Consider the following 20883-nt stretch of genomic DNA (forward strand, 5'->3'; position numbering starts at 1 on the left):
GAACGGTTCCGCCGTCGTGGTTGGGCTTCAACCCCACTACGGTGCGTCTGTAACTTGGACCGTGCCACCGCCATCAATCCAAACCGTGTCGCTTCAACCCCACTACGGTGCGTCTGTAACCACGCCGAACCGCTCGGCGAGCTGGTCGAACGTGCTTCAACCCCACTACGGTGCGTCTGTAACAATGCAGTCCTCATCGCGCTCCTCTTCCCACTCGGTGCTTCAACCCCACTACGGTGCGTCTGTAACGCCGGTGTTGTGCTCGACGGTGCCAAGCACCCGCTCGCTTCAACCCCACTACGGTGCGTCTGTAACGATGTCCAGCCGGGACGCGACCCCCTTCAGTTCGTTGCTTCAACCCCACTACGGTGCGTCTGTAACAAGTTGTCGAATCGCCAGCGCCACGAGAAGGAATTGCTTCAACCCCACTACGGTGCGTCTGTAACCGTGGATTTAGACGGCGACGGGACGGACGACGCCGTGCTTCAACCCCACTACGGTGCGTCTGTAACGCTACTTCCGTCTGCGCGTGGTGCGTGCGACATTACGCTTCAACCCCACTACGGTGCGTCTGTAACGACGTTCGAGCGAACGTCGCGAGCGAGCGGAAGGAGCTTCAACCCCACTACGGTGCGTCTGTAACGGTCGTACACATCCGCGAGCGGCTCCAGCTTGCGGCTTCAACCCCACTACGGTGCGTCTGTAACGTTTCGGGCGACGCGTCGCGCCGCCGTACCTGACTCGTGGCTTCAACCCCACTACGGTGCGTCTGTAACCCCTCGAACTCGTTGATGCGGAGACGGCCGACGTGCTTCAACCCCACTACGGTGCGTCTGTAACCCCGCATGACGCGCACCGTCTCGGCGCGCGAGTCGCTTCAACCCCACTACGGTGCGTCTGTAACCATCCGCGAACCACCGCCGCCGCGGACGTCGCGACGCTTCAACCCCACTACGGTGCGTCTGTAACGGTAACTCAGCAGGTTCGTGAAGTTGTTATTCCGGAGGCTTCAACCCCACTACGGTGCGTCTGTAACGATTCCCCGACCAGCTGCCCGATACGCTACGAACACGCTTCAACCCCACTACGGTGCGTCTGTAACTTTCAGCCACGTGGGGACGGACGCCGTCACCCTCGGCTTCAACCCCACTACGGTGCGTCTGTAACCCGTCGTCCCGCCGATGCTCGCGGTCGGGTCCTCGGTGCTTCAACCCCACTACGGTGCGTCTGTAACCGTTATCGAGGACGGAGAGTTGGACCTTGTCGACCTCGGCTTCAACCCCACTACGGTGCGTCTGTAACCATGCCCAATTCCGGGCATACAGCCCTATTCCCGTCCGATCTCACGTCAGTGTTTCCCTCGACCCCCAATTCTGGGTTTACACCCGGGGGGTTGAGATCATCTTCCTCGATTACGGCCCGCGAATCGTCCGATGATTCCCCTCGCGACGCGCCCGCGCCCGCTCAGCATCGAGCTCTGCGAGCGCACCGAGGAGATGCTCACGCGCCAGTGCATCCACTGTGCCACAGTCGAGCGCATCCTCGATCCGATCCGAAACGAACGCTTCCTCAACGGGCGTGTCGCTCACGCATCCACCCCCGCCCGGGCGAGGAGGCCCCGGATGCCGAGTCCGTAGCTCCGCTCGTCCCAGCCGCCGTCGGCCCGGGCGACGGCCGCCATGAAGTCGTCGAGGGACTTGGTGCCGAGCGTGTAGCGGTGCACGCGGGTGCCGGAGTCAGCAATCACGTGGACGGTGTCAGTGTGGAGATCGGCTACGTAGTCACACGCGTGCGCTCGTCCGAGGCGGAAGTAGGCGGGTCGGTGGCCGAGGGCTGGCTTCCGGGTTTGTGTTTGAACGGCGGTACGCTTACCAGGTGTCGTGTCTGACTTGCTCATGGGTTCTCTGTTGACCCACCGGCCCGCCTGTGCCATCAGGTGGGCACGGCAGCTGCAGTGAGCCGTGCCGCCAGGCCGTGTGGGATAGCATTTGCTAAGAGACAAACGCCAATAAAGCTTTACCAATAGACAAGCAATTCCCAAGGGGATGACATCGGTCCACGAACCAGTAAGTGACGAGGAAATTCTCGATGTATTCGAAGGTACGCCTGAACCGGCTATGTTCGCTAACGAGGTGGCAGAAGCAGTAGGCTACACGCGCCAAGGGGCCGCAAATCGGTTAGATGACTTGGTAGAAAGGGGGATCTTGAATAAGAAGAAATCAGGAAAAAGGAGCGCCGTTTATTGGCTGCCAGAGGGCGACTCCTGTTCATCTAAGAATTGTTCACCCTCATAGGAAATCCAGTACACACGCGATCGTTGACCCGGCTTTTTTGTGTGGACCAACCCCTCCGAGTGGAGATCTTCCATCCGGCTATAAACCGTCTGCCGGGTGGTATCCAACGACTCAGCGATCTCTGAGGCAAAAAGGACAGGGTCAGCTGTCTCTCTGAACAACCTCAGAATCTCTTCATCGCTGTGTTTAGGGGCCGGTCCTCGGGGCACTAACAACAATACTGAGTCGTATCGTTTCAATCCTCCCTCTCGAATCATTTACCCATTGGTAAGCATTAAGTGCTTGCCAATGGGAATGGGTAATTGAGGGCAAGCACGGCCCTGGCCAACGAACCACTCTGAAAGCCGCGTCGTGGCAGCAAGACACCCATGTATAGCAATCCCCACCCAGCCAGTCGCATCGCAACCCGGAAACCCGGAAGCCCGCGCCCGACACTCTTCACAGCCACCCGCTTTCCCCCAGAAGCATGCACCCCCCTATCCCCACCCGCATGAGTCGTCCCGCCGACACCACCCTGACCCGGTTCCAGCTGCATATCCTCGCCCATCTCGCTGATGGGCCCGCCGCGGGCCAGACAGTCAAGCAGGCGCTCGAAGCCGACCACGGCGAGTTTAGCCACGCACGCGTTTACCACAACCTCGACCACTTAGCCGAGAGCGGCGCGCTCACCAAAACGACCGACAACAGTCGGACGAACGAGTACCGACTGACCGCGAGCGGGCGCGAAGCGCTCGCTCGTGAATCCGCGTTCCTCGCGCGGTACTGTACGCCGCGCCCAGACGAGCACGACCCCACTCCCGAGGAGGCCCCCCAATGAGCGACGCGCCCCTGGAACACCGCCACACAGTGTGGCTTTCTGTCGAACAGCTCGCCGGGCTCGAGGATCTCGTCGCGGACGGTCGCTCGCCGAACGTGTCGGCAGCGATCCGCACTGCGATCGACGGCAAGCTCGAGCGCGTCCACGCCGAAACGGCCGATCCCTATCCGGTCCCGGATCACCTGCACGAGGCTCGCCAGTGACCGACCGCACCACCACCACACCGGGTGAGAGCGACCCAACACCGGTCACGTGTTGTCCCCACTGCGATGGCACGGACATTCACGCACGGACGGCCACGTGGGGCGCTCCCCATGCCGTGGATCCCGAGCGCCGCTATCGCTGTTACGCCTGCGGGGGGACCTTCGAGGAGCCCGCCGAGCGGCCGCCAAAGCGCCGGGCAAGCACGCTCTCGGGATTAGCCAAGCGGCTCGACCAGCTCGATCCGGATGCGATCGGGGCCGACACGCAGGCCGACTGAGTCGTGGTCGACCCCGGGCTTGTCTGTGTGCGCCCCGCCGAGCGGCGGCCCGCCAGCTACAGCGCCACCATTGGCCCGCGTGTCTCCGAGTGGCTCCCCGATTTGCTTGAGCGCCTCCTCGATGAGACGGCCGGGATCGTCCACGCGGCGCTTGCCGAGTACGATCTCGGCGCAACCCGAAGCGGCCGGATTCCAGCCGGCTTCACGAGCCACCTCCGCGAGCGCGGTATCGACGCCCACGGCGGACTGTACGCCGATCGCATCACTGCGTATGCGACCCGGTTCGGGCCGACAGCCACGGCCACCGGCCAGCATGGCCACCAGGAACGGCAGCTTCGCCGCCAGCTCACCCAACTGGCTGCCCCCGGTGGGATCAGTTGGGGCGACGGCTGGGCGGCCGCCCTTCGTCGTGGCCCCGTGGCTGTCCATGAGGTAGCCGAGTATACGCCCACACTCCGCATTGGGCTGACGGACGAATGGCTCGATACTCGCCGCCAGACGGCTGCCCGGTCGCTGCGGGCACTGACGATCCTCGCCGACGCCGTGCACATCGAGCTCGTCGTCGATTCGGGCGCGCTCGCAGCGACGCTTCGGCGGCGGCATGGCAAGCAGCTTGCCGAGCACGCCGACCTAACAGCGCTCGACGCTGGGTCCCGGGGTGGGGGCCACGAGCCAGCTCCAGACAGGGAGGCCATCGCGACGGCCCACCAGTGGGTGACGCAGGTGCGCGATGGGACGGGCCCGGTGGCGATGATCGCCGCGCTTGTTGCAGCCGACGGGCATGAACGGACGCTTGCAGCGCTCGCCGCGGATCCGGCTGTCGCGCCGGCACAGGCCACGCTGTACGTGTATGCCCGACGGCTCGCCGAGGCGGGGCTCGTCGAGTATGAGCGCCACACCGGTCGCAATGACTCCTCTGTCGTTCGGCTCACCGCGGCTGGTGTGGCCGCCAGCCAGTATATCGCAGCCGATGGCCAGACGGTGCGTGACCCCTGGCAATCCCAGCTCGATGGCCAGTGTATCGATACCCACATCGATTCACCCAGTACAGTGGACGACCGCTCGGTGGGGGGCCAAAGGGTCGAGGACGCCCAGTTGAGCGAGGACGCCCCGATCGACGGCCCCTCCGTGGAGGCACACCTTGCGAGCATGGGCGATCCAGACGAGACGGACCGGTGGACCCAGTGGCTGACGGGCCCGTCGACGGCCGTGGACGGCCATGTAGTCCACCGACGGACGACCGCCCCGCTCGCGACGGGCGCTGATGTCGCGCTTGCACCCGGGCCCACGCTGAATTGGCACGAAGAGGACGGCGGCGATGCTCGCGTTGGCTACATTTCGCAGGCCCACGACGATGAGCTCCTCGTGATGGTCCAGTACGCGCTTGATCCCCTCGCCACCCTGGGACGCATCGCGGCGAGTGTATGTTCACCCCGAGTGTTCGCCCGGTGTCTCGACGACGAGCAGGTGGGCGAGGCCTTCGAAGCGCTGTTCGCGGACTTCGAGCGTGAGCTCGCGGAGCTGTCGCTTGACACCGAGCCCACCACGACGGACATGCTCGTCGACGGGCTCCAGGCCGGGTGGGTGAGCCCGACCGAACGCGATCGCGACGCGCTCGCTGATCGTTGGCTCGGCGTTCGCGCCCACCTGCTTGAGCGAGTGGGCCAGCTCACGGGCCCGCCCGGTCACCGTGGCGACCCCGACGCCCGCGGCCGCGTCTTTGCGGCGCTGCATGGGCTCACGGCGAGCATGACGAGTTTGCTGTATGCGGCTGGGTATACGCCCGTCATCAACGTGCGCGTCCCCCAAACCGCGACGCTCCAGGAGGACCGCCACTACCGGCGTGCCTTCCTCGACTTCTGTCGGTATACGATCCCGAAGCATGCCGTCTACGAGTCCGAAACGGGCTGGCATTCGTGGTTTCGACAAGTAGCAGATCCCGACGCTGTCGGCTGGGACACCGACAAGCTCTCGGCGCGTCTACCGCCTGGCCTCGACCCTGACAGCCCGATGGCCAATCCAACGACGAAATGGGTGCTTTCAGGGCCCGGCATCGACACGTTCCAAGATGGGATCCGGCGGGCGATCGGCGCCGAACAACGCCGGCTTCGGACGCGAGCCGACGGCGAGGGTGCCCCGCCGGCGCTCGACATCGCGATCGCCGACGCGAGCCATCCCGACGCGCTCGATGCGATCATCGAAACGCTGGCCGAGGCCAAGGGGTTTCGCGTGCCCGAGACCCCCAGTCAAGCTCCTGCACCTATTGCCCAGCTCAGGCGGCGCCTAACGCGCGTGCTTGGGTGCGACGACCGCGCGGGCTGTCCACCCCAGCATGTCGCGGATGCGCTCCTCCGGCTGCGTGCGCCCGCACAGCCACGGCCGCTTCGCGCCGGCGATATTGACGCGACGCTCGCACGGCTGCCCGCGGCGTGTGTGGTTCCGGATGCGCCCGACACGAGCGGGCGGATTCTCCAGTGCATGCTCGCAAGCGACGGGCCGTGTGGGCGCAAGCAGGCGCTTGAACGCTTGGGCATTCATCCGAACACGTGGGACCGGCGGCTGCGGGGGCTGCGCGAGCGCGGGCTTGTAACTGCAGTGGAAGGCGAGGGGTATGTGCAGTATGAGGCGACGCTGTCGACTCCGGAGGAGGCCACGACAGAGCCTGATCAGTCGAGGAAGCCCAACAGAGATCCGGCGGCCACAGCTGCGCCGCACAGGCGATCGGCACAGAGGACAGAGCGGCGGCGCCACGAGGCTCCGTCCTGGAGTGGCATGCCACCTGGTGGGGCACCCCCGTTAGCTGCAGCTCTCTCGCCAGCGACGCGTGTGGTTCGGTTAGCCCGCCCGGTAGGGATGCCACTGGATGAGCGGATGGCCATGGAGGTCGACAACACTGCGTTGAGTGGGTGACTCGCTGTCAACGGGGAACCGTAGTGCGAGCTCAATGGGCCAACCGTGCCGCCATCAAAGCCGCCGCCGATGCGGGATCTCTCTCGGTGATGTGGCCAACGACGAACCCACGAATACGTTCGTAGTGGCTACGAACGAGGCATCCCTCGCTGGAACAGTCCCACAGAGCTCGTGAAGAACACACTCTTGCCCGCTACCGCTCCGGCGTCACGTCCCATTCATATCCTTCCTGGAGCTCTTTCCGGCGCTCGGCCACTTCCTTCTGAAACTCCGAGAGCCACTCTTCGAACGTACTCCCGTCGTTGTCTTCATTGCCGATCAAGCGGCTGACTATGCCCTGTGGATCTGGCTTCGTATGAAGATGCGACATCGCATCGGGACGCGCTTTCCTGGGAAAAGTACCCTCTGCCGCATACGTGAATACGTTATCTACGACATCAACCCCAAGCTCATAGTTCAGCTGACAGCGAGCGAACGTATCTGCGAACCCATTGGGCCGCCTAGCGCCGATACGCTCGATCTGATAGCCAAAGGAGAGCAATGCGAGCCCAACCGTGACCGCAAGCCCATCCAGCTCCGCCTCGAGCGACTTGTTAAACATCGATGTCCAGACACTCAGTGGATTGCCGCCGCCAAACGGGAGCTCACCAGTCCGGCCATAGTATCTGAGGATATCGTTGTACAGGGTCCCAAGATATCGTATCTGGTTTCTGATCGCCCGCACCGCGTTTGACTCTGTACTGCCTCCAAGCCAAACTTCGGGGGATGCCACTAGCTTCCCGTTGTATTCCTTGACAAACTTTTCAAAAAATTGTGGGACAACCCTTCCACAGAAGTCAAAGATCTGATCATGGAGGTTGTGATCTGTTTCGTTCCGCCTAAGCAGTATCACATACGGATGGATCAGATGATACCAAACACTGACGAACGCGATCGGATCGGTAGTGTCGACAGCCGTATTCAGAATGTCTCCCATCCGATCCGTCACTGTCCGATATGGCCACCAGAGGTCGATGTCTTCATCGTGGGCAACCACGATTGCCGAACCCAGGCCATCTAATCCAAGCTGCAACACATTGTGGTAATTCTCCGAGAGCCCGGCTATTGTAATCGTTTCGACACTCTCAGCTATCCGGTATACGACGCGCCGATGACCGAAGCGCGACGCCTCGATGAGCATATCTTCGTAGGTGTTCTTCACCAGTGGCTCAATGAGGGCATCGACATACCCGGATGAATCGTCGATCGAGGACTCTGGTAGTGCCGCGATCATGGCGTTGATCGCTCGCTCTATCCCGCCAAGTCCAAGCTCGACAGTCGATGTCTGGCCATCATCCAACCCACCACGAACCATGGTGATGAGCGACTCAAACGGATGGGTCGGGTCGTCCCGTATCGCCTTCACGCTTGGATACGCACCAAACAACGATTCCGGCGCGAGATCTGTCTCTAAAAGGAGCTCGATGACAGACTCCGGATTCAGCCGCTCAACCATCGTGGTCACATACTCGACAAGCTCGTAGCTGGCCGCGATCCCGAGTACGATCACACCAAGGATCAGCCCGCTCGCGACGGCCTGCCAGTCGGCCCCAATCCCAGGCGCCAGGTATGGGCCGGCGTAGAGCCCGACAATCGACCCGACAACGACGACACCGAAGAGCGCGAACGTCTGTTGGAAGCGTCCATCGCGAACAAGCGCCGGCGCGGCACGCCCAGCGTGCGTGTCTGCAACCAGCTGAAAGCCGACGAAGGTCACCGAAAAGACGATTGCAAGGATCGTCCCGCTAATCGTCGCCAGGGTCAACACCACTCGGGTGAGTGTTTGTGGTGGTTGTGTGAACGGGATCGTGATGCCGAGAGCCACTGCAACCACCGTCGCAACGCCATATAATCCCCAGCGAAGTGCGCTTCTGTGGCCATCGAGCCACCCGTAGATCCGATCACGCACGGGTGGATTGCTATCCATTGTTCCCTGGTACAGGGGCAATGTGTTAGTTTATTCGACAGTCGCGCGATAAATATGTGAGCCAGCTTTTCAGTATTCTGGCCCCCGGCGAACCGATGTATCGAGCACTACAGACGACTCCCTGCCAGCGTCCAGATTAACTGAAACATTCGCAATACTGCATCGGGGTAACCAGAGAGGCCAAGCTGGTCGTCGGGAAGCGTTTAGCACAGATACGACAGCTGTATAGGGCGTATCTGTGATCCGAGGCACCGGGGGTACAGTATGAGCGGGCAAATCGATTCTACCAATGAATCCACCAGACAACGAGCCACTTCCGCGATGCGGGCAACACGGTTGTTCGTATCAGCCTCACTAAGAGATGCAGCCACTCCAGATACAATCGCGTTAGATTGGGACACTGCGTCCATCATTGCGGTACCTATGAGTACTACTGTACTCTCGTACTGCGGTTTTGAACATCTAATCACGTCATAGGGAGTCCACCGCGAGTACTCCGATTTTGTCGGGCGTAGTTTCGATCAATGTGTGGATCGTCTGCTTGGAGATATGCGGGAGTATAGCCCGTTTTGCATGGTCTTACCTCGCTGAGAGCGTCTACACTACCACAGGGACATTGAGGCCTGCACACTCTATCTAGTCATACATATATACGTAATCTCACAGTCAGAGATCGAGGCACGCGCCGAGCGTGCAAACGAGCTCGCGTCGACACTCTTTCGACTTCGCGAGCAAGTCGCCCTTGCTGCAGATCTCGAGTGATTCTCCACTTGAAATCAGGCCGAAAGCTTCGAGTCCCCACGGAACGGTGTTTGCGATATGGAAGATACCCGTCGGCTACTGCCACTGGTGTTGCTGCGCGCCAGTGACAACGAAGCAGTCGAGGGGATCACCCGGATGCAGAAGCTCGTCTTTCTCGCTCAAGAAGAGCTGTCTGAGCTTGATGTGGGGGAGTACAGGTTCGAGCCCGATTCGTACGGCCCGTTCTCGAGAGATCTGTATGACGATATCGACAGCCTCGTCGCAGGGGGCTACGTTGAGGAGGACGAGGAAACGACACCAAGTGGCAACACGAAGCAGGTGTACGAGCTGACGGACAAAGGAGAAATGTATCTAAACACTATCGAGGAGCTCAATGATGAAGAGCTGCCGGAGGAAGAGCTGAAGGAGCTCAAGGAGGAGTACAATTCGATGGCGCTCTTGAAGCTCCTCAAGCGGGTCTATGATGGACATCCGGACATGACTGTCAACAGCGAGCTGAACCTCGCATAAAATCACTCGGTAGCTGCACACCTGGCAGTGAGCTAGCCTTTGTATCCGAGAGCTTCCAGCCGATCGTCTATTTGATCCTCGGTAAGCTCTGGCGATGTCTTGTGGAGTCGTTTCTTGATTTCTTCAGGATCATTGGTGTTAATATTCTCTACATACTCAACGACGACATCAAGCATCGCCTCATCCACATCACCGCCTGTTGGATGATCGCGCTCTGAGCGGCGTCCCTGATCCCGCTCCTCATCATCTACATCCGGTATTTCGCCGAATGAAATAAACGAGATATCCTGCTCATGAAGATACACATACTGGGTCTCGTTATTAGATAATGCCCCATTCTCATTGTGGCTGGGTATATGCCCCTCAAAGTCGATGAGGAGATCGCGACTCTGGACTGTATTCCCCCTTATCATTACTTCTCCCTCGACAATCGCCCCTTCAGTTGTCACGACTTTTGCCAGGGGATCGTCTAATAATTCTTGTTGAAACATGTGGTCCCACACCTCAACGCGAGGTGTTGCATCGGGGCGACCAAACCTGCTAAGTTGATCATGCACCGCCGTGTACGGCCATGTCGCTGCGACTGTCTCTCGGACTTCCAGTGCCCGGCCGGATCCGAGTTTCGGGGTGAGATAATGCTGAATAGTCGCAAGGAGACCCGCCAGTAACAGGCACAATGCAACGATAGAGAGATATCCGTGAATGATCGTTCCGATCCCCAAGCCTGTTAATCCGTCCGCCGTCAGCCAGGCTCGAGACGCCACACTGATGAGGACGTAATGAAGAATCAGCGAGACCAAACTAAGCACGATACTGCCGACAATCGAGTCAAGTCGTGAGTACTGGTCGACGGTCTTGCGGAGATACAAATAGAGCTTGATGCCGATAACACCAGGTACGATAAGCAGGATAACCGAGAGGATATTGAGCCCGACAAGATTCCCTAGTGCCATTTCGCGTTTCTGTTGTGGCGGCTCCGTCCCTTATATCTTCGTAGCCAGTATCGACTTAGATGATCCCTGACAGGCATGTGAATTAAGCCGATGGCCCTGGAGAGCATTTTCAACCCGTCATGGCCCGCCTCTACAAATACGCAGCAAGCAGCGACAAATCGGGATACTACATCCTCAGTGGCTCGGACGAAGGGAACGCCACGATCTCGGTCACACCCTTTGGCGACCGACTATTCAACCGGCTCCCCTACGAGGCAGGCATCCGCAATCAGAATCGCGGCCCACGCCTCCCCTCAGAGCTGTACTGGGGTTTGTTCGACGCCGGCATCCTCTACACAGGCGACGAGCCATCCAGTGGGGAGCCGCCCGAGGCCTGGGACGACCTTGACGAGGCCACAGATGTCGACGAGGACGTCGTGGGCGCGCTGAAAGACGCGCTTGAAGAGCTCGCCCCGAGCACCCAGACGAGCCAGCAACTGGCCGCAACGTTCGATTTCGAGCTTGAGGAGCCGGACACCGGCCCGACACCCATCTGGGAGCTGCCTGAGTCACGGTGGGCCGATATCGAATCGTTCGTACAAGCCGAGCTCGAAGACCTATATGCAGAGTACGTTGACGAAGGATGGGATCTCTCGATCTCGTTCGAGATCACCGAACACGACGGTTTCGACAAAGCCATGCTGGAAATCATAGTGCGAAATATGCAAGGCGAGGAGTACTTCCGACATTTCGCATACGTTTGTCCCGCTCACGGTTTCGAGACCATCGGGACGGTTTTGTACAGTGATCTAGACTGGGACCTTCGGCAATACGTGGACGCCCAGCGTTATGTGATTAAGACGGCAGTCCTTAACCTTCACGAGCAGTTCGATCTGGATCTCGGCCCTCCCTCCGCGACGACGGAGTACGTGACGGGGGTCGAATCATAGTTCACTACTGCAAAAAGAACGTACCGTGGCCGCCGCCGGTCACGACACCGTCTCGAAGACGTAGTACGTCCGGCCACAGCCCTCAACGGCCGTCGAGCCAGGGTACTGACACCGAACCGCCGCATACTGCGTACGGCTCGCCGCGTCGACGAGCCGGGAATGAACAGCGCCGCCTCGCATCCCCGGGGGCGGTGTGTTGTACTGGCCACAGTACGGACACTCGTCCGCCCGTCGAGAATGGCCGACTGGCCGAATCGTAAGCGACTGGTCAGTCATACAGATGCGCCTCCTCTTCGACGTAGACCGGCGTGCGGCCGGGATGCTCCTTCACCGGCGTCGGGAACCGGACACCGTCGCGCTCCTGGCTCGGCCGCCGGGTACGGCCAAACCCACTATTCGGGAGGAGCATCGGCCACGGGCCGAACCGCGACTCTGTCTGCGGTACTCGCTCTTCAGTGCGCGTCACCGTGATTTGTTCTTGCATGATACAATTTACTATATTCGTACTATATTTGTAAAGCTTGTCCCTAGTGAAGAATAGCGGAATACACGTAGAACGTGCGGCCACACCCCAGGGCTTGCCCAAGCGAACCGCGCGTGCGACACGTTCGCTCGCTGTACCGGCCCTCAATGAGCGAGCCATCACTGGGAATGTGCTCCTGGTCACGCACCGCACCATCGTAGTGTGCTTCCATTCCAACGAAGCAGCCACAGTACGGACATTCGTCGGCCGGCGTCGTCTCGCGAGCCGCACGCGGAACAGCGCAACTGTCTCTCTGGCTTGTCTGGTTGGGCTTGTCCGGCTCGTAGTCCGTGACACGCCCATGCACTTTTGCCACCATATTACAGACATTGCTAATGTTAGCATACTATATTATATTTGTGCCACCCAGCCCCAGGTGGGATGGGTAGAGCGCGGTGAACAGCGTGAATCCCCTCGCTCACGGTTTTCTCAGGTATCACGCCCATCACAGCCCCATATCAAATCCACCCGAGCCACAACATAACAGAGATAGCAAATTTTATAATATATGCTATCCATAGTAGATATTGAGGTGCATCAAAATGGCGTGTAAGGCATGTGGCGGTCCGGTTCGTACGGCGAACAACACTCGCGAGTGTCAGCATTGTGGGCTCCCGGAGGTACCACTCCGGCTCGATCCCATCTCGGATACTCCCCGCGGGATTCAGTAACGACGGCTGCGGGCGCGGCCAGCGAGGGGCCCGCAGCCGGTTAGAATGCTTCGGCAGCTTCTGTTTTCAGCGACTCTCGAATGGCCTTGATTTCACCGGCATCCTCCAGCTTGCGGAACAGCTCCGCCGTCCCATGATACCGCTCCTCGCCAACCTCAGTCAGGAAATCCGACGTGGACGCATCCGGGAAGGCCTCCTCGGCCGAGAATTCACCGAGGACTGCCTGGAAGACCGTCCGCATGATTGCAGCGGATTCGGTGAACGTTTCGACAACCTCGCCCTGGTCGCGATGGCTGACGACCACATCGCCGGTCGCACTATTTTCGATCACGATCGAGACCGGCTCCGGCTGGGACGTCATCCGGGTCCAGACATCGCCGATCCGATCTACCTCCTGGGGTGAGAACGATGCTTCATCTGCGAAGACGTTCTCGAGCGCGTCTTTGATATTGTCGCCCCGTGTGTGGTCTTCGTTGTAATCAAACCCAAGCGCTCTCGTGAGGTGCTCAGCAGCTGTTCGTGGCGTATGCTGGCGATGTGGCGTGTCGAAGTCGGTGAATTGTGCGATGCGCTTTGCAGCGAGCATCACTTCCAGGAATTGGCGACCCACTCCAGTCCGCCAGCTGCCCGTTGTGCCGTCACGGGAGGCGAGCTGGGCGATACAGCTCATGTACTCCATAAACTGATGATCGCCTGTGAACGTGGCTTCCTCGTAGATACGCAAGGCCGCCGAGATCGTGACGCGCTCGTGTTGGTGATGGAAGCAGTCGACAGCTGCCGGGTCATCAGTTAACAGTGAGGTCGGCGGTTTGGATAAGTCGATCTCCGCCGGATCGTACTCCGACGCTGCGAGCTTTGTCTCGAGAGCCCCAATGGAATTCTCGAGCATGAGCTTGGTTGGCATCTGTGAGTGGTACGCGGCGTAGATCTCACTGTAGGCCTCCTGGACCGGGCGCCAACTATCCTGAAACACCTGGATGCCACTGTGCCCGCGAAGCAGCTCCTCGACTGCGTCTGCCGAGGCGTCACTCTCCGCCGCTAGTAAGTCATCAAGACTCCCGAAGAACATCTCGACGCTCCGAGCATTGAGCGCGAACATCCGGTCCCAGATCTCGGTGCTCTTCGAGAGTCGAACGTGGCCGAATTCATGATTGAACGGCCGCTCGAAGTAGGGGTTCTCCAGTGGGGCATCGACGACGAGCTGCCCTTCGCTGTTGATCTCCTCGAAGAGCCCGTCGTGCACCTGCAAGTACACCTCATCAGAGGTTTGATTGTATACTGCGCTGTGGATGACGCGCTCATTGTCATCGTCGTCGGCTTGATACAGATGGACGGGCGCCTCGTACCCGTACGATGCAGGCCCGTCTTCGAGTCGTGTTCGCCACATGATCAGTATTTGTAATCCGGGAGATCGCTGTCGTGGTCCCCCTCCTCACGCGCCGGGTCAAGTGCCTCGTCGAAGTCAGCATAATCCTCCATCGTATCAATCGAGTATTCGTGGAGACGGGGAATCGACTCGCGGAGGGACTCCGCATTCTCGATCAGCATCTCGAGCGCCTGGTCGATCTCCTCGATGTCCTCCCCCTCGAGACCGAGCGACCCACCGCGGTTATCCAAGAAAGCCTCAAGCCGCTCCTCCTGGAACCGTGTGACACTCGCGAACATCGAAAGGACCGACGGCATGGGTGCCTGGATGTCCCAGAGATCGTCCACGCCCTGCTTGGCGACCCAGTCGACGTACATCGTTGAGTCGTTTTCGCGATACTGGACATCGACGCCGTGTCCCGTCCAGTACTGATAGCCGTCCTCTTGCTGTATGGCAACTGGAACGGCCTCAGCAATCCAGTTGTGTTCCTCCCACAAATCCACAAAATCACGGTGGGTGGCATCATCGATCTCCCCCGTGTTGCGAGCGATCGTCGCGAGGATGCGCGCCCCTGCGACTGCGTCAGTCGTCCGTCGATAGATGTAGGCAGTAACGCGCCCGAATTCTACCTGTTCTTGGACTAAGCTGTAGAACGGGTCCCGTATGTCATCACCATTGAGGTGACTCGTATACAGATCCGGAAGCACCGCATCCAGGAACGGCTTCAGCTCGACAATCGATTCGATGTCCTCCGCAATTTGAGGGATGGCCGGATCCCACTCCTCCTGTGAGATGCCGAACACCTCTTCGAATTCAGTCGCCGAGATACCCATGTATGGGTCCTGCTCCCCCGAGCTATTCGTGTCAGACATGGACTCGTATGCTACTGTGTCAGACACTGACAAAAAATTACCCCGAGTACCAGCTGCATTTTCAGATCACGCCAAGGGGAGGGTGTCAGTGTCGCCACTCCCCAGATATCAATAGCCAGGAGCGGTTCGCACGACAGCTACGCGGAGTCGTCGTCGAGGCCGAATTCTTCGCCGTACACATCCCGGACTTCATCGGGGTGGTCGCGGATCAGCTGCTTGATGAATTCATCGCTGTCACTACTCGCAAAGGCGCTGAGCTCTTCGATCCGATCACGAAGAGCCGATTGGCGGTACTCCTCGTACTCGTCTTCCATCGATTCGACTTCCTCGAGTAGCCATTCGCCTGTCTCGGTCGGAATAAGTGACTTCCCGTCTTTCTCGAGGAGCTCCCGTTCTTTAAAGTCGTTAATGTAATTCTGGAGTCCTGAGCGTGAGATATCTAACGCGTCCGCGACATCAATCGGCGCATCACCGTTCGCGAGGAGGACATACGATTGCAACCGTTTCACGCTTCCAAGCGCCGAGAATACTTCGCCCAGGGGTTTGTACTTCTGTACGCTAATTTGAGCATCTTCGTCTGACATGCAATACAAAATGTGCGTATCATTGAAATAGCTTGTGGAGTATGGCGCTCAGATGGGGCTTAGCCGCGTCATTTCAGGCGATGATGGGTGCGTTAGCCGTCGATTATTCCCGGCGGGTCACCCGGAAGGCGATACATCTCCGAACGCTGTGGCTCACCGTTGAGCATCGCAAAAAAGCCGCATGGGAGCCGGTTGGTCGCCGCTCTACCAGTCCACGTGCGCGTTGTCCATCACGGTCCGCGAGCCGCCGCCCTCGCGGATGTCCGTGGAGCCGACCACGTTGTAGTGGTTCGGGTCGTTGAACGGCTCCGGCTCGCCTACGTCGATGCGGTAGTCGATTTGCTGGCCGTTCTCCGTCACGTACGTCGTCTCCGAGATCGTGCGGTTGCGTCGGGTCATTGTGATCAGTGGCCTCAGGGGCCACTTCCACCTATACACTGGAACCTATTATAGTTTTTGCAAATTGTGGTATATTCGCAATGCAAGGATTTTAGTATATGGCAACAGTAGTATGGATTGTCCTGGGCGACCGGGACAAACACACCACCATGGACTACAACAATCCGCAGCCCGACCCGCAGTTCACGCAGGGACAGGTTCGCGACTCCGACCGGCTGCTCTCGGACGGGTCGCTCGTCAAGAACAATCCGAACAACACGATCCAGTTCACCGCCAACACGGACGACTTCGAGGAGCACATCACCGTGTTCGACGATGATCCGCAGGGGGCGCACTGGTCCGCGTACGGCGACAAGGGCAAGATCGGCCAGGAGCCGCTCGACTTCTGAACACCCAGTGGCCACATAGGCCACTGTCTTGCTGTTTCGTTTTGTCAGTGAAGGGCCGTTGTTGTCGCATTCATAATACTACACGGAAATGACAGTTTTCTAGTTATTTGTCCCATTTCTCGAAGCTCCATTAGGTCGCCCTTTCGTAATTTGGGACAATTTGAAAGTGCCCTATCAAGACATGTATCTAATATATCCGAAGGCCGAAGGGTTTTACAGATCGCTTGCCCCACAGCAGGCACTGCTCGTGGAAACACATATCTGACAGCCCGGAGAGGCAGCAATAACAAATGGCCGTCTGGCGGTTGAACACCAACGACACGGAGGAAGATCCGCTCGATGACGGCGGACGAGCACCACTTCATGACCGAGCCGGCGTCACCCACAGCGAGTCGTACCTCAACAAAGCACAACGGCCGACCGCGGGAGATCACATATTTTCGCATCAGAAGGGTGTCGGCATCGTCGCCTACGGGACCGTCCTCTCCGATGAGCCGACGATCGTCGAGGACCCAGAGGAGATGTACTACGAAGACGCGGCCAGTGAAAACCAACTTGAGATCCTCTGGCACTACGTCCTCCCAGAAGAGCGTGCAGTCACGTTTGAGACGGTCCGCAAAGTCTTCGATTACGATGGGGGCGGTATGCAAGGCGCCCTCACCGAATTTGGTGACGAAGACACACTCCCGAACCTCATCGAGGCTGTCCGGAGTAATGCTCGCGCCAGGATTGATCGCCCCGAGCCATCCGATGTCCAGCCCATTGTCGAGTCTAAGGACCATCATTTCAACCTCGCCGCAATCCATAGTGCCCTTTGGCTGTTCGGCGATCTCGCAGCCACGCCAACAGCCGAGGAGACAGAGCTGGCTGCAGAGGCCCTCGTAGAGTACTTTTGCGACTGGGGGCCACACCGTGAGACCGACCCCTCCGACCATTTCCGGGAGTTAGAACTTCCCGAAGAAGAGCTCACGTCCATCTTTGACACGTGGACATCGGACATCTCAGTCGCGCTCGAAGAACGCTGCGGGGCCACAGTCGATGCCGACACAATCGCTGCGCTTGGGCGAGAGATCGGCTACGATTCGTTCCCGGATCTCACCCATGATTATCTCCTCAATTATCTCTGGGATACGTCCGCGCACCTTGCCGAGCTTGATGTCGAACCGGAGGCCGAGAGGCGAGATGACGTCTCAGTATTCAGCGGTGCGCTCAGTGAGCTCCCTGACGAGTACATCGACCACTGGCGCGAACGCGACACCGCCGACCAACCGATCAACGAGATCCGTGTTCAGCTGCTAACTGCCCATCTCAATGGCCGCCTCCATCCAAACAAGTACGAGAAGATTGTAACGGAGGTGAGCGACGCCCACGAGAATAACGTGATGCGCTCGTGGCGAGCGTACACCGTTCTGGGTGGTGCCTACTATGGCTTGCTTGGCCCACGCATTCGCCACCACTTCACGCGCCTCTCGAATGTGCTTCGAGTCGCAGTCGAGGATGAGTCGCTTGGCAGCCATATCGTGACCTTCCAAGGGGCCCAATCGTACCTCAACCAGTTTGGCTGGCTCGCACTGTATCCTGACGGGGAGGGGACAAAGCACAAGGATCACTATCAACTATTCCTTGGAATCAAGCCCAACCGCGTCCGCTATGGGCTCCACATCGGTGAGAATGTTCGTGACTCCGATTGGCGGTCGTTCCGGGATATGGACTCTGAGGAACGGCCCTCTGGAGTACCCCGGATAAGCTCAGTCAAGGCCAAACTCCGCCAAGTGAAACCCGAATTCGATCGGCTCAACACCTATGGCCAGGGCAGTGGTGAAGAGACGGATCTGAACCCAGCCGCCCCACTCAATACTACGCTCGATCCCGAGGAGATCACCGGGCTGCACTTCCCGGCAACGATGGGCGAAACGACCGAATCGCTCCTCCAGAAGATCCAGGCCGCGCTCAATTCCGACAATCACATCATCTTCACCGGGCCGCCCGGCACAGGGAAGACGGAGCTCGCCGAGCAGGCTGCCGATCAGTTGCTCGACGCTGATGACTCACCATACACGGGAAGTCACCTCACAACGGCGACGGCTGATTGGAGTACCTTCGAGACAGTCGGTGGCTACATGCCCGCACGCGACGGCGACCAGGAGCTCGAATTCCGCCCGGGGCAGCTCCTCCGTCGGTGGAAACGGAACGGCCACCAGCAAAACGATCTCACGGTCATCGACGAGATCAATCGCGCCGACATCGACAAGGCGTTTGGCCAACTGTTCACCGTACTCTCGGGCCAGCGTGTGACGCTGCCGTACGAAACCTATAACGAGGAGGAGATCTCCATCCGGCCGGCCACCGAAGAAGATGCACCGAAGCCAGGCCAAGAGAGCCAGGAGCTGCCGATCTCCGAATACGTTGTTCCGGAGTCGTGGCGCTTGCTCGCGACGATGAACAGCTACGACAAGACGTCGCTGTACGACATGAGCTACGCGTTCATGCGCCGGTTCACATTCATCCGCGTGGATGCGCCACCCATCCCGGATCCCGACGACACCGATCCGTCGCCGAGTGACTTCCTCGAGGGGTATCTCGACGGCTGGAGCGACATCGAGCTCGGCGCCACTGATGAGGCAGCGCTTGGTGTGATCGATGCCTGGCGCATCATGAACGGCAACGAGGATGCTCGAAGTCTTGGCCCGGCCATCGTGAAGGATATGCTCGGCTACGTCCAGGCGCTACCACTCGAGGACGACGACGCCATCCACAAGGCAGTCGCTGACGCCGTCGTCGGCTACGTGTTCCCGCAGCTCGAGGGGATGCTCGACCGGCAGCGCGGCGACGTTATCGATGCGCTCGCGACGGCCGGCCGGATCGACGAGCAGACAGTCCGGCGGGGAGCCGCCGAACAGTTCCGGAGCTAATGGACTCCGACGAGCTCATTCGTCATGTCGCGGGGGATCTCGAGCTGTATGTCCAGTCAGGCACCGTCAACCCTGATGTCGTCGGTGACGCGCTCGCCGACGCCGCCTTCGGTGAGCGTATCGCTGGGTTCGGTGATCTCCTCTATCTCCATCTGTTGTTGGACGCTGAGACGGTAGCATTCGCGGAGAAACTACCGGGGCGCCTTCGAAGCCTCAACACGGGCACCAAGACCGAGCGCACCCTCGTCCGCTCAGAGGTATCCGAACGCATCGATTGGGGCGAGACGATCCAGGCACGTAATGAGCGGAACCCCGACGATACGACGCTGTTCGTGACCCAATCCCGGTACGAGAACTACGATCTCGCTGAGAATATCGTCCTGAAGCGGGCTGCAAACATTCTCGAACGAGGCCTGCGACTCTGGGAGGAAGAGCTCCAACAGTACGACTGGGACAGTGGCTGGACAGACGATATCCTCGAGCGCACGCGCGCCACACTCGAACGGAATCGCAACCTCGATCGGATTCGGGAGCCGGAGACGAACGAGCCGTCGAGTCGAATGCTCACCACCGCACTGCAAGCCCGTGAGCCGTTGTATCGGGATGCCGCAGAGGTGGTCATTCGATACAACGGGACGGTAGGTGGGCAAAGCGACCCGGAGCTCATCGAGGAGCTCCTCAAGAAGACACTCATCGTCCCGCTCGATGACAATGGGGGGCCGAGTCGGATGTACAGTACGCTGTTCGAGCTATACATCCTCTTTGCCGTGATTCGGGGGCTTGAGCGGCAATTGGATCAGGCGGCCAGCGTCTCGCCGATCGCCGCGGACCGAGGGGCCGTCGCGACGTTTTCGCTCGGCCCGAACACGACAATTCGGGTCTACTACGAACAGGCGGCGACCGCAGACGGCTTTTCGTTTCTCGGGCATGGCGGCAGTGACCCGACCCGGCGCGAGGAGGTGCAGCGCCGTTACGTCGAGACAGTGAAAATGCTCCCAGGGGCGGGCGGGAAAACAGCCACGAATCGGCCGGATGTCCTCCTCGTCGTTGAGCACGAGGAGGCAGTGGTGCCGCAGTTGGCCTTCCCGATCGAGGGTAAATATCAGGATTCGGCGCACGGGGACCAGACGGTCAAACAGGGCATCCGTGAAGCGCTTGAGTATATCGCGTATATGCGCCACGACGGCGTCTTAGTCCACCCCGACAAGCGTGAGTGGTACGGAGCGGCGGAGAGTCCGCAAGGCGCCGTCGCGTTCAACGATCGAGCAGAGACAGTCGGGTCGGTGACGACGCCTGCGCTCGAGCTCTTCGAAGCATCGGCGGCGCAGGCAGGTGGCGAGGCAGCGATGGAACGGTGGCTTGAGCGTGTACGGCTGACACTGGGCATGCCGGAGTAGGTGGCCGCGCGAGGTGGCGGCACCCGGCGCAGGTGCTCGGTAGGGCCAAGAGCAGCCGTGGTGAGGGCCGACGAGGGTGTCCTGGCTGTGAGAGGTGTCAAAACCGAACAGCGAGATCTCAACCCCCCGGGGGTAAACCCAGAATTGG

19 protein-coding genes and 1 CRISPR repeat array (1 of these 20 running past the window's edge) are annotated in these 20883 nt (G+C 59.7%); of the genes, 9 read left to right on the plus strand and 10 right to left on the minus strand.

Annotated elements, in window-relative coordinates:
* Nucleotides 1–1302: direct repeats of the CRISPR family, unit length 30 nt; unit sequence GCTTCAACCCCACTACGGTGCGTCTGTAAC (it extends 172 nt beyond the left edge of the window).
* Nucleotides 1303–1412: 110 nt separating this feature from the next.
* The 3 genes from P2T37_RS15020 to P2T37_RS15030 form a co-directional block, all read right to left on the minus strand.
* The gene (locus tag P2T37_RS15020; protein WP_276236301.1) at nucleotides 1413–1589 is read right to left on the minus strand and encodes a hypothetical protein; all 177 of its coding nucleotides are present in this window, start codon (nucleotides 1587–1589) and stop codon (nucleotides 1413–1415) included.
* Nucleotides 1586–1723, minus strand: coding sequence for a hypothetical protein (locus tag P2T37_RS15025; RefSeq protein WP_276236302.1), 138 nt, complete (start codon nucleotides 1721–1723; stop codon nucleotides 1586–1588). The genes P2T37_RS15020 and P2T37_RS15025 overlap by 4 nt, the downstream gene beginning before the upstream one ends.
* A gap of 516 nt (nucleotides 1724–2239) precedes the next feature.
* A complete protein-coding gene (locus P2T37_RS15030; protein ID WP_276236303.1) occupies nucleotides 2240–2551 on the minus strand; it encodes a helix-turn-helix domain-containing protein in 312 nt (103 codons plus the stop codon).
* Between the two features lie 209 nt (nucleotides 2552–2760).
* Between P2T37_RS15030 and P2T37_RS15035 the strand changes: the two genes are divergently transcribed.
* From P2T37_RS15035 to P2T37_RS15050, 4 genes are read left to right on the plus strand one after another with little or no spacing between them, the layout of a single operon-like run.
* On the plus strand, nucleotides 2761–3111 hold the full coding sequence (locus P2T37_RS15035; RefSeq protein ID WP_276236304.1) for a PadR family transcriptional regulator: 351 nt from the start codon (nucleotides 2761–2763) through the stop codon (nucleotides 3109–3111).
* Nucleotides 3108–3314 carry a hypothetical protein gene (locus tag P2T37_RS15040; protein WP_276236305.1) on the plus strand — a complete coding sequence of 69 codons (207 nt, stop codon included), beginning with the start codon at nucleotides 3108–3110 and terminating at the stop codon, nucleotides 3312–3314. Before P2T37_RS15035 ends, P2T37_RS15040 begins: the two co-directional genes overlap by 4 nt.
* A complete protein-coding gene (locus P2T37_RS15045; protein WP_276236306.1) occupies nucleotides 3311–3592 on the plus strand; it encodes a hypothetical protein in 282 nt (93 codons plus the stop codon). The genes P2T37_RS15040 and P2T37_RS15045 overlap by 4 nt, the downstream gene beginning before the upstream one ends.
* Before the next feature lie 3 nt (nucleotides 3593–3595).
* Nucleotides 3596–6502: a hypothetical protein gene (locus P2T37_RS15050; protein WP_276236307.1), complete on the plus strand. Its 2907-nt coding sequence runs from the start codon at nucleotides 3596–3598 to the stop codon at nucleotides 6500–6502.
* Between the two features lie 193 nt (nucleotides 6503–6695).
* On the opposite strand, the gene P2T37_RS15055 is transcribed toward P2T37_RS15050, so the two are convergent.
* Nucleotides 6696–8366 (minus strand): hypothetical protein, encoded by a 1671-nt coding sequence (locus tag P2T37_RS15055; protein WP_276236309.1) that lies wholly within the window; start codon nucleotides 8364–8366, stop codon nucleotides 6696–6698.
* Between the two features lie 921 nt (nucleotides 8367–9287).
* Here P2T37_RS15055 and P2T37_RS15060 point away from each other — a divergent pair.
* A complete protein-coding gene (locus tag P2T37_RS15060; RefSeq protein ID WP_276236310.1) occupies nucleotides 9288–9740 on the plus strand; it encodes a helix-turn-helix transcriptional regulator in 453 nt (150 codons plus the stop codon).
* Nucleotides 9741–9772: 32 nt separating this feature from the next.
* Here the strand turns inward: P2T37_RS15060 and P2T37_RS15065 are convergent, their stop codons facing one another.
* On the minus strand, nucleotides 9773–10693 hold the full coding sequence (locus P2T37_RS15065; protein ID WP_276236311.1) for a DUF6338 family protein: 921 nt from the start codon (nucleotides 10691–10693) through the stop codon (nucleotides 9773–9775).
* A 119-nt stretch (nucleotides 10694–10812) separates the two neighbouring features.
* Here P2T37_RS15065 and P2T37_RS15070 point away from each other — a divergent pair, with 119 nt between their 5' ends.
* On the plus strand, nucleotides 10813–11622 hold the full coding sequence (locus P2T37_RS15070) for a hypothetical protein (RefSeq protein ID WP_276236312.1): 810 nt from the start codon (nucleotides 10813–10815) through the stop codon (nucleotides 11620–11622).
* Nucleotides 11623–11890: 268 nt separating this feature from the next.
* Here P2T37_RS15070 and P2T37_RS15075 read toward each other — a convergent pair whose 3' ends face one another.
* The 5 genes from P2T37_RS15075 to P2T37_RS15095 all read right to left on the minus strand — a co-directional run bounded on the left by P2T37_RS15075 (nucleotide 11891) and on the right by P2T37_RS15095 (nucleotide 16037).
* Nucleotides 11891–12106 carry a hypothetical protein gene (locus P2T37_RS15075; protein ID WP_276236313.1) on the minus strand — a complete coding sequence of 72 codons (216 nt, stop codon included), beginning with the start codon at nucleotides 12104–12106 and terminating at the stop codon, nucleotides 11891–11893.
* Between the two features lie 750 nt (nucleotides 12107–12856).
* Nucleotides 12857–14059: a hypothetical protein gene (locus tag P2T37_RS15080; protein WP_276236314.1), complete on the minus strand. Its 1203-nt coding sequence runs from the start codon at nucleotides 14057–14059 to the stop codon at nucleotides 12857–12859.
* A 146-nt stretch (nucleotides 14060–14205) separates the two neighbouring features.
* The gene (locus tag P2T37_RS15085; RefSeq protein ID WP_276236315.1) at nucleotides 14206–15054 is read right to left on the minus strand and encodes a hypothetical protein; all 849 of its coding nucleotides are present in this window, start codon (nucleotides 15052–15054) and stop codon (nucleotides 14206–14208) included.
* A 137-nt stretch (nucleotides 15055–15191) separates the two neighbouring features.
* Entirely contained in the window at nucleotides 15192–15638 is a 447-nt protein-coding gene (locus tag P2T37_RS15090; protein WP_276236316.1) for a hypothetical protein, read from the minus strand.
* Between the two features lie 204 nt (nucleotides 15639–15842).
* Complete coding sequence (locus P2T37_RS15095) at nucleotides 15843–16037, minus strand: hypothetical protein (RefSeq protein WP_276236317.1); 195 nt, start codon at nucleotides 16035–16037, stop codon at nucleotides 15843–15845.
* 98 nt (nucleotides 16038–16135) lie between these two features.
* Here P2T37_RS15095 and P2T37_RS15100 point away from each other — a divergent pair, with 98 nt between their 5' ends.
* The 3 genes from P2T37_RS15100 (at nucleotide 16136) to P2T37_RS15110 (ending at nucleotide 20735) form a co-directional block, all read left to right on the plus strand.
* Nucleotides 16136–16426: a hypothetical protein gene (locus P2T37_RS15100; protein ID WP_276236318.1), complete on the plus strand. Its 291-nt coding sequence runs from the start codon at nucleotides 16136–16138 to the stop codon at nucleotides 16424–16426.
* Between the two features lie 290 nt (nucleotides 16427–16716).
* A complete protein-coding gene (locus tag P2T37_RS15105) occupies nucleotides 16717–19338 on the plus strand; it encodes an AAA family ATPase (protein ID WP_276236319.1) in 2622 nt (873 codons plus the stop codon).
* Nucleotides 19338–20735 carry a hypothetical protein gene (locus P2T37_RS15110; RefSeq protein WP_276236320.1) on the plus strand — a complete coding sequence of 466 codons (1398 nt, stop codon included), beginning with the start codon at nucleotides 19338–19340 and terminating at the stop codon, nucleotides 20733–20735. The genes P2T37_RS15105 and P2T37_RS15110 overlap by 1 nt, the downstream gene beginning before the upstream one ends.
* The last annotated feature ends 148 nt before the right edge of the window (nucleotides 20736–20883 follow it).

Source organism: Halosegnis marinus, assembly GCF_029338355.1.
In the GTDB taxonomy this organism is placed as follows: domain Archaea; phylum Halobacteriota; class Halobacteria; order Halobacteriales; family Haloarculaceae; genus Halosegnis; species Halosegnis marinus.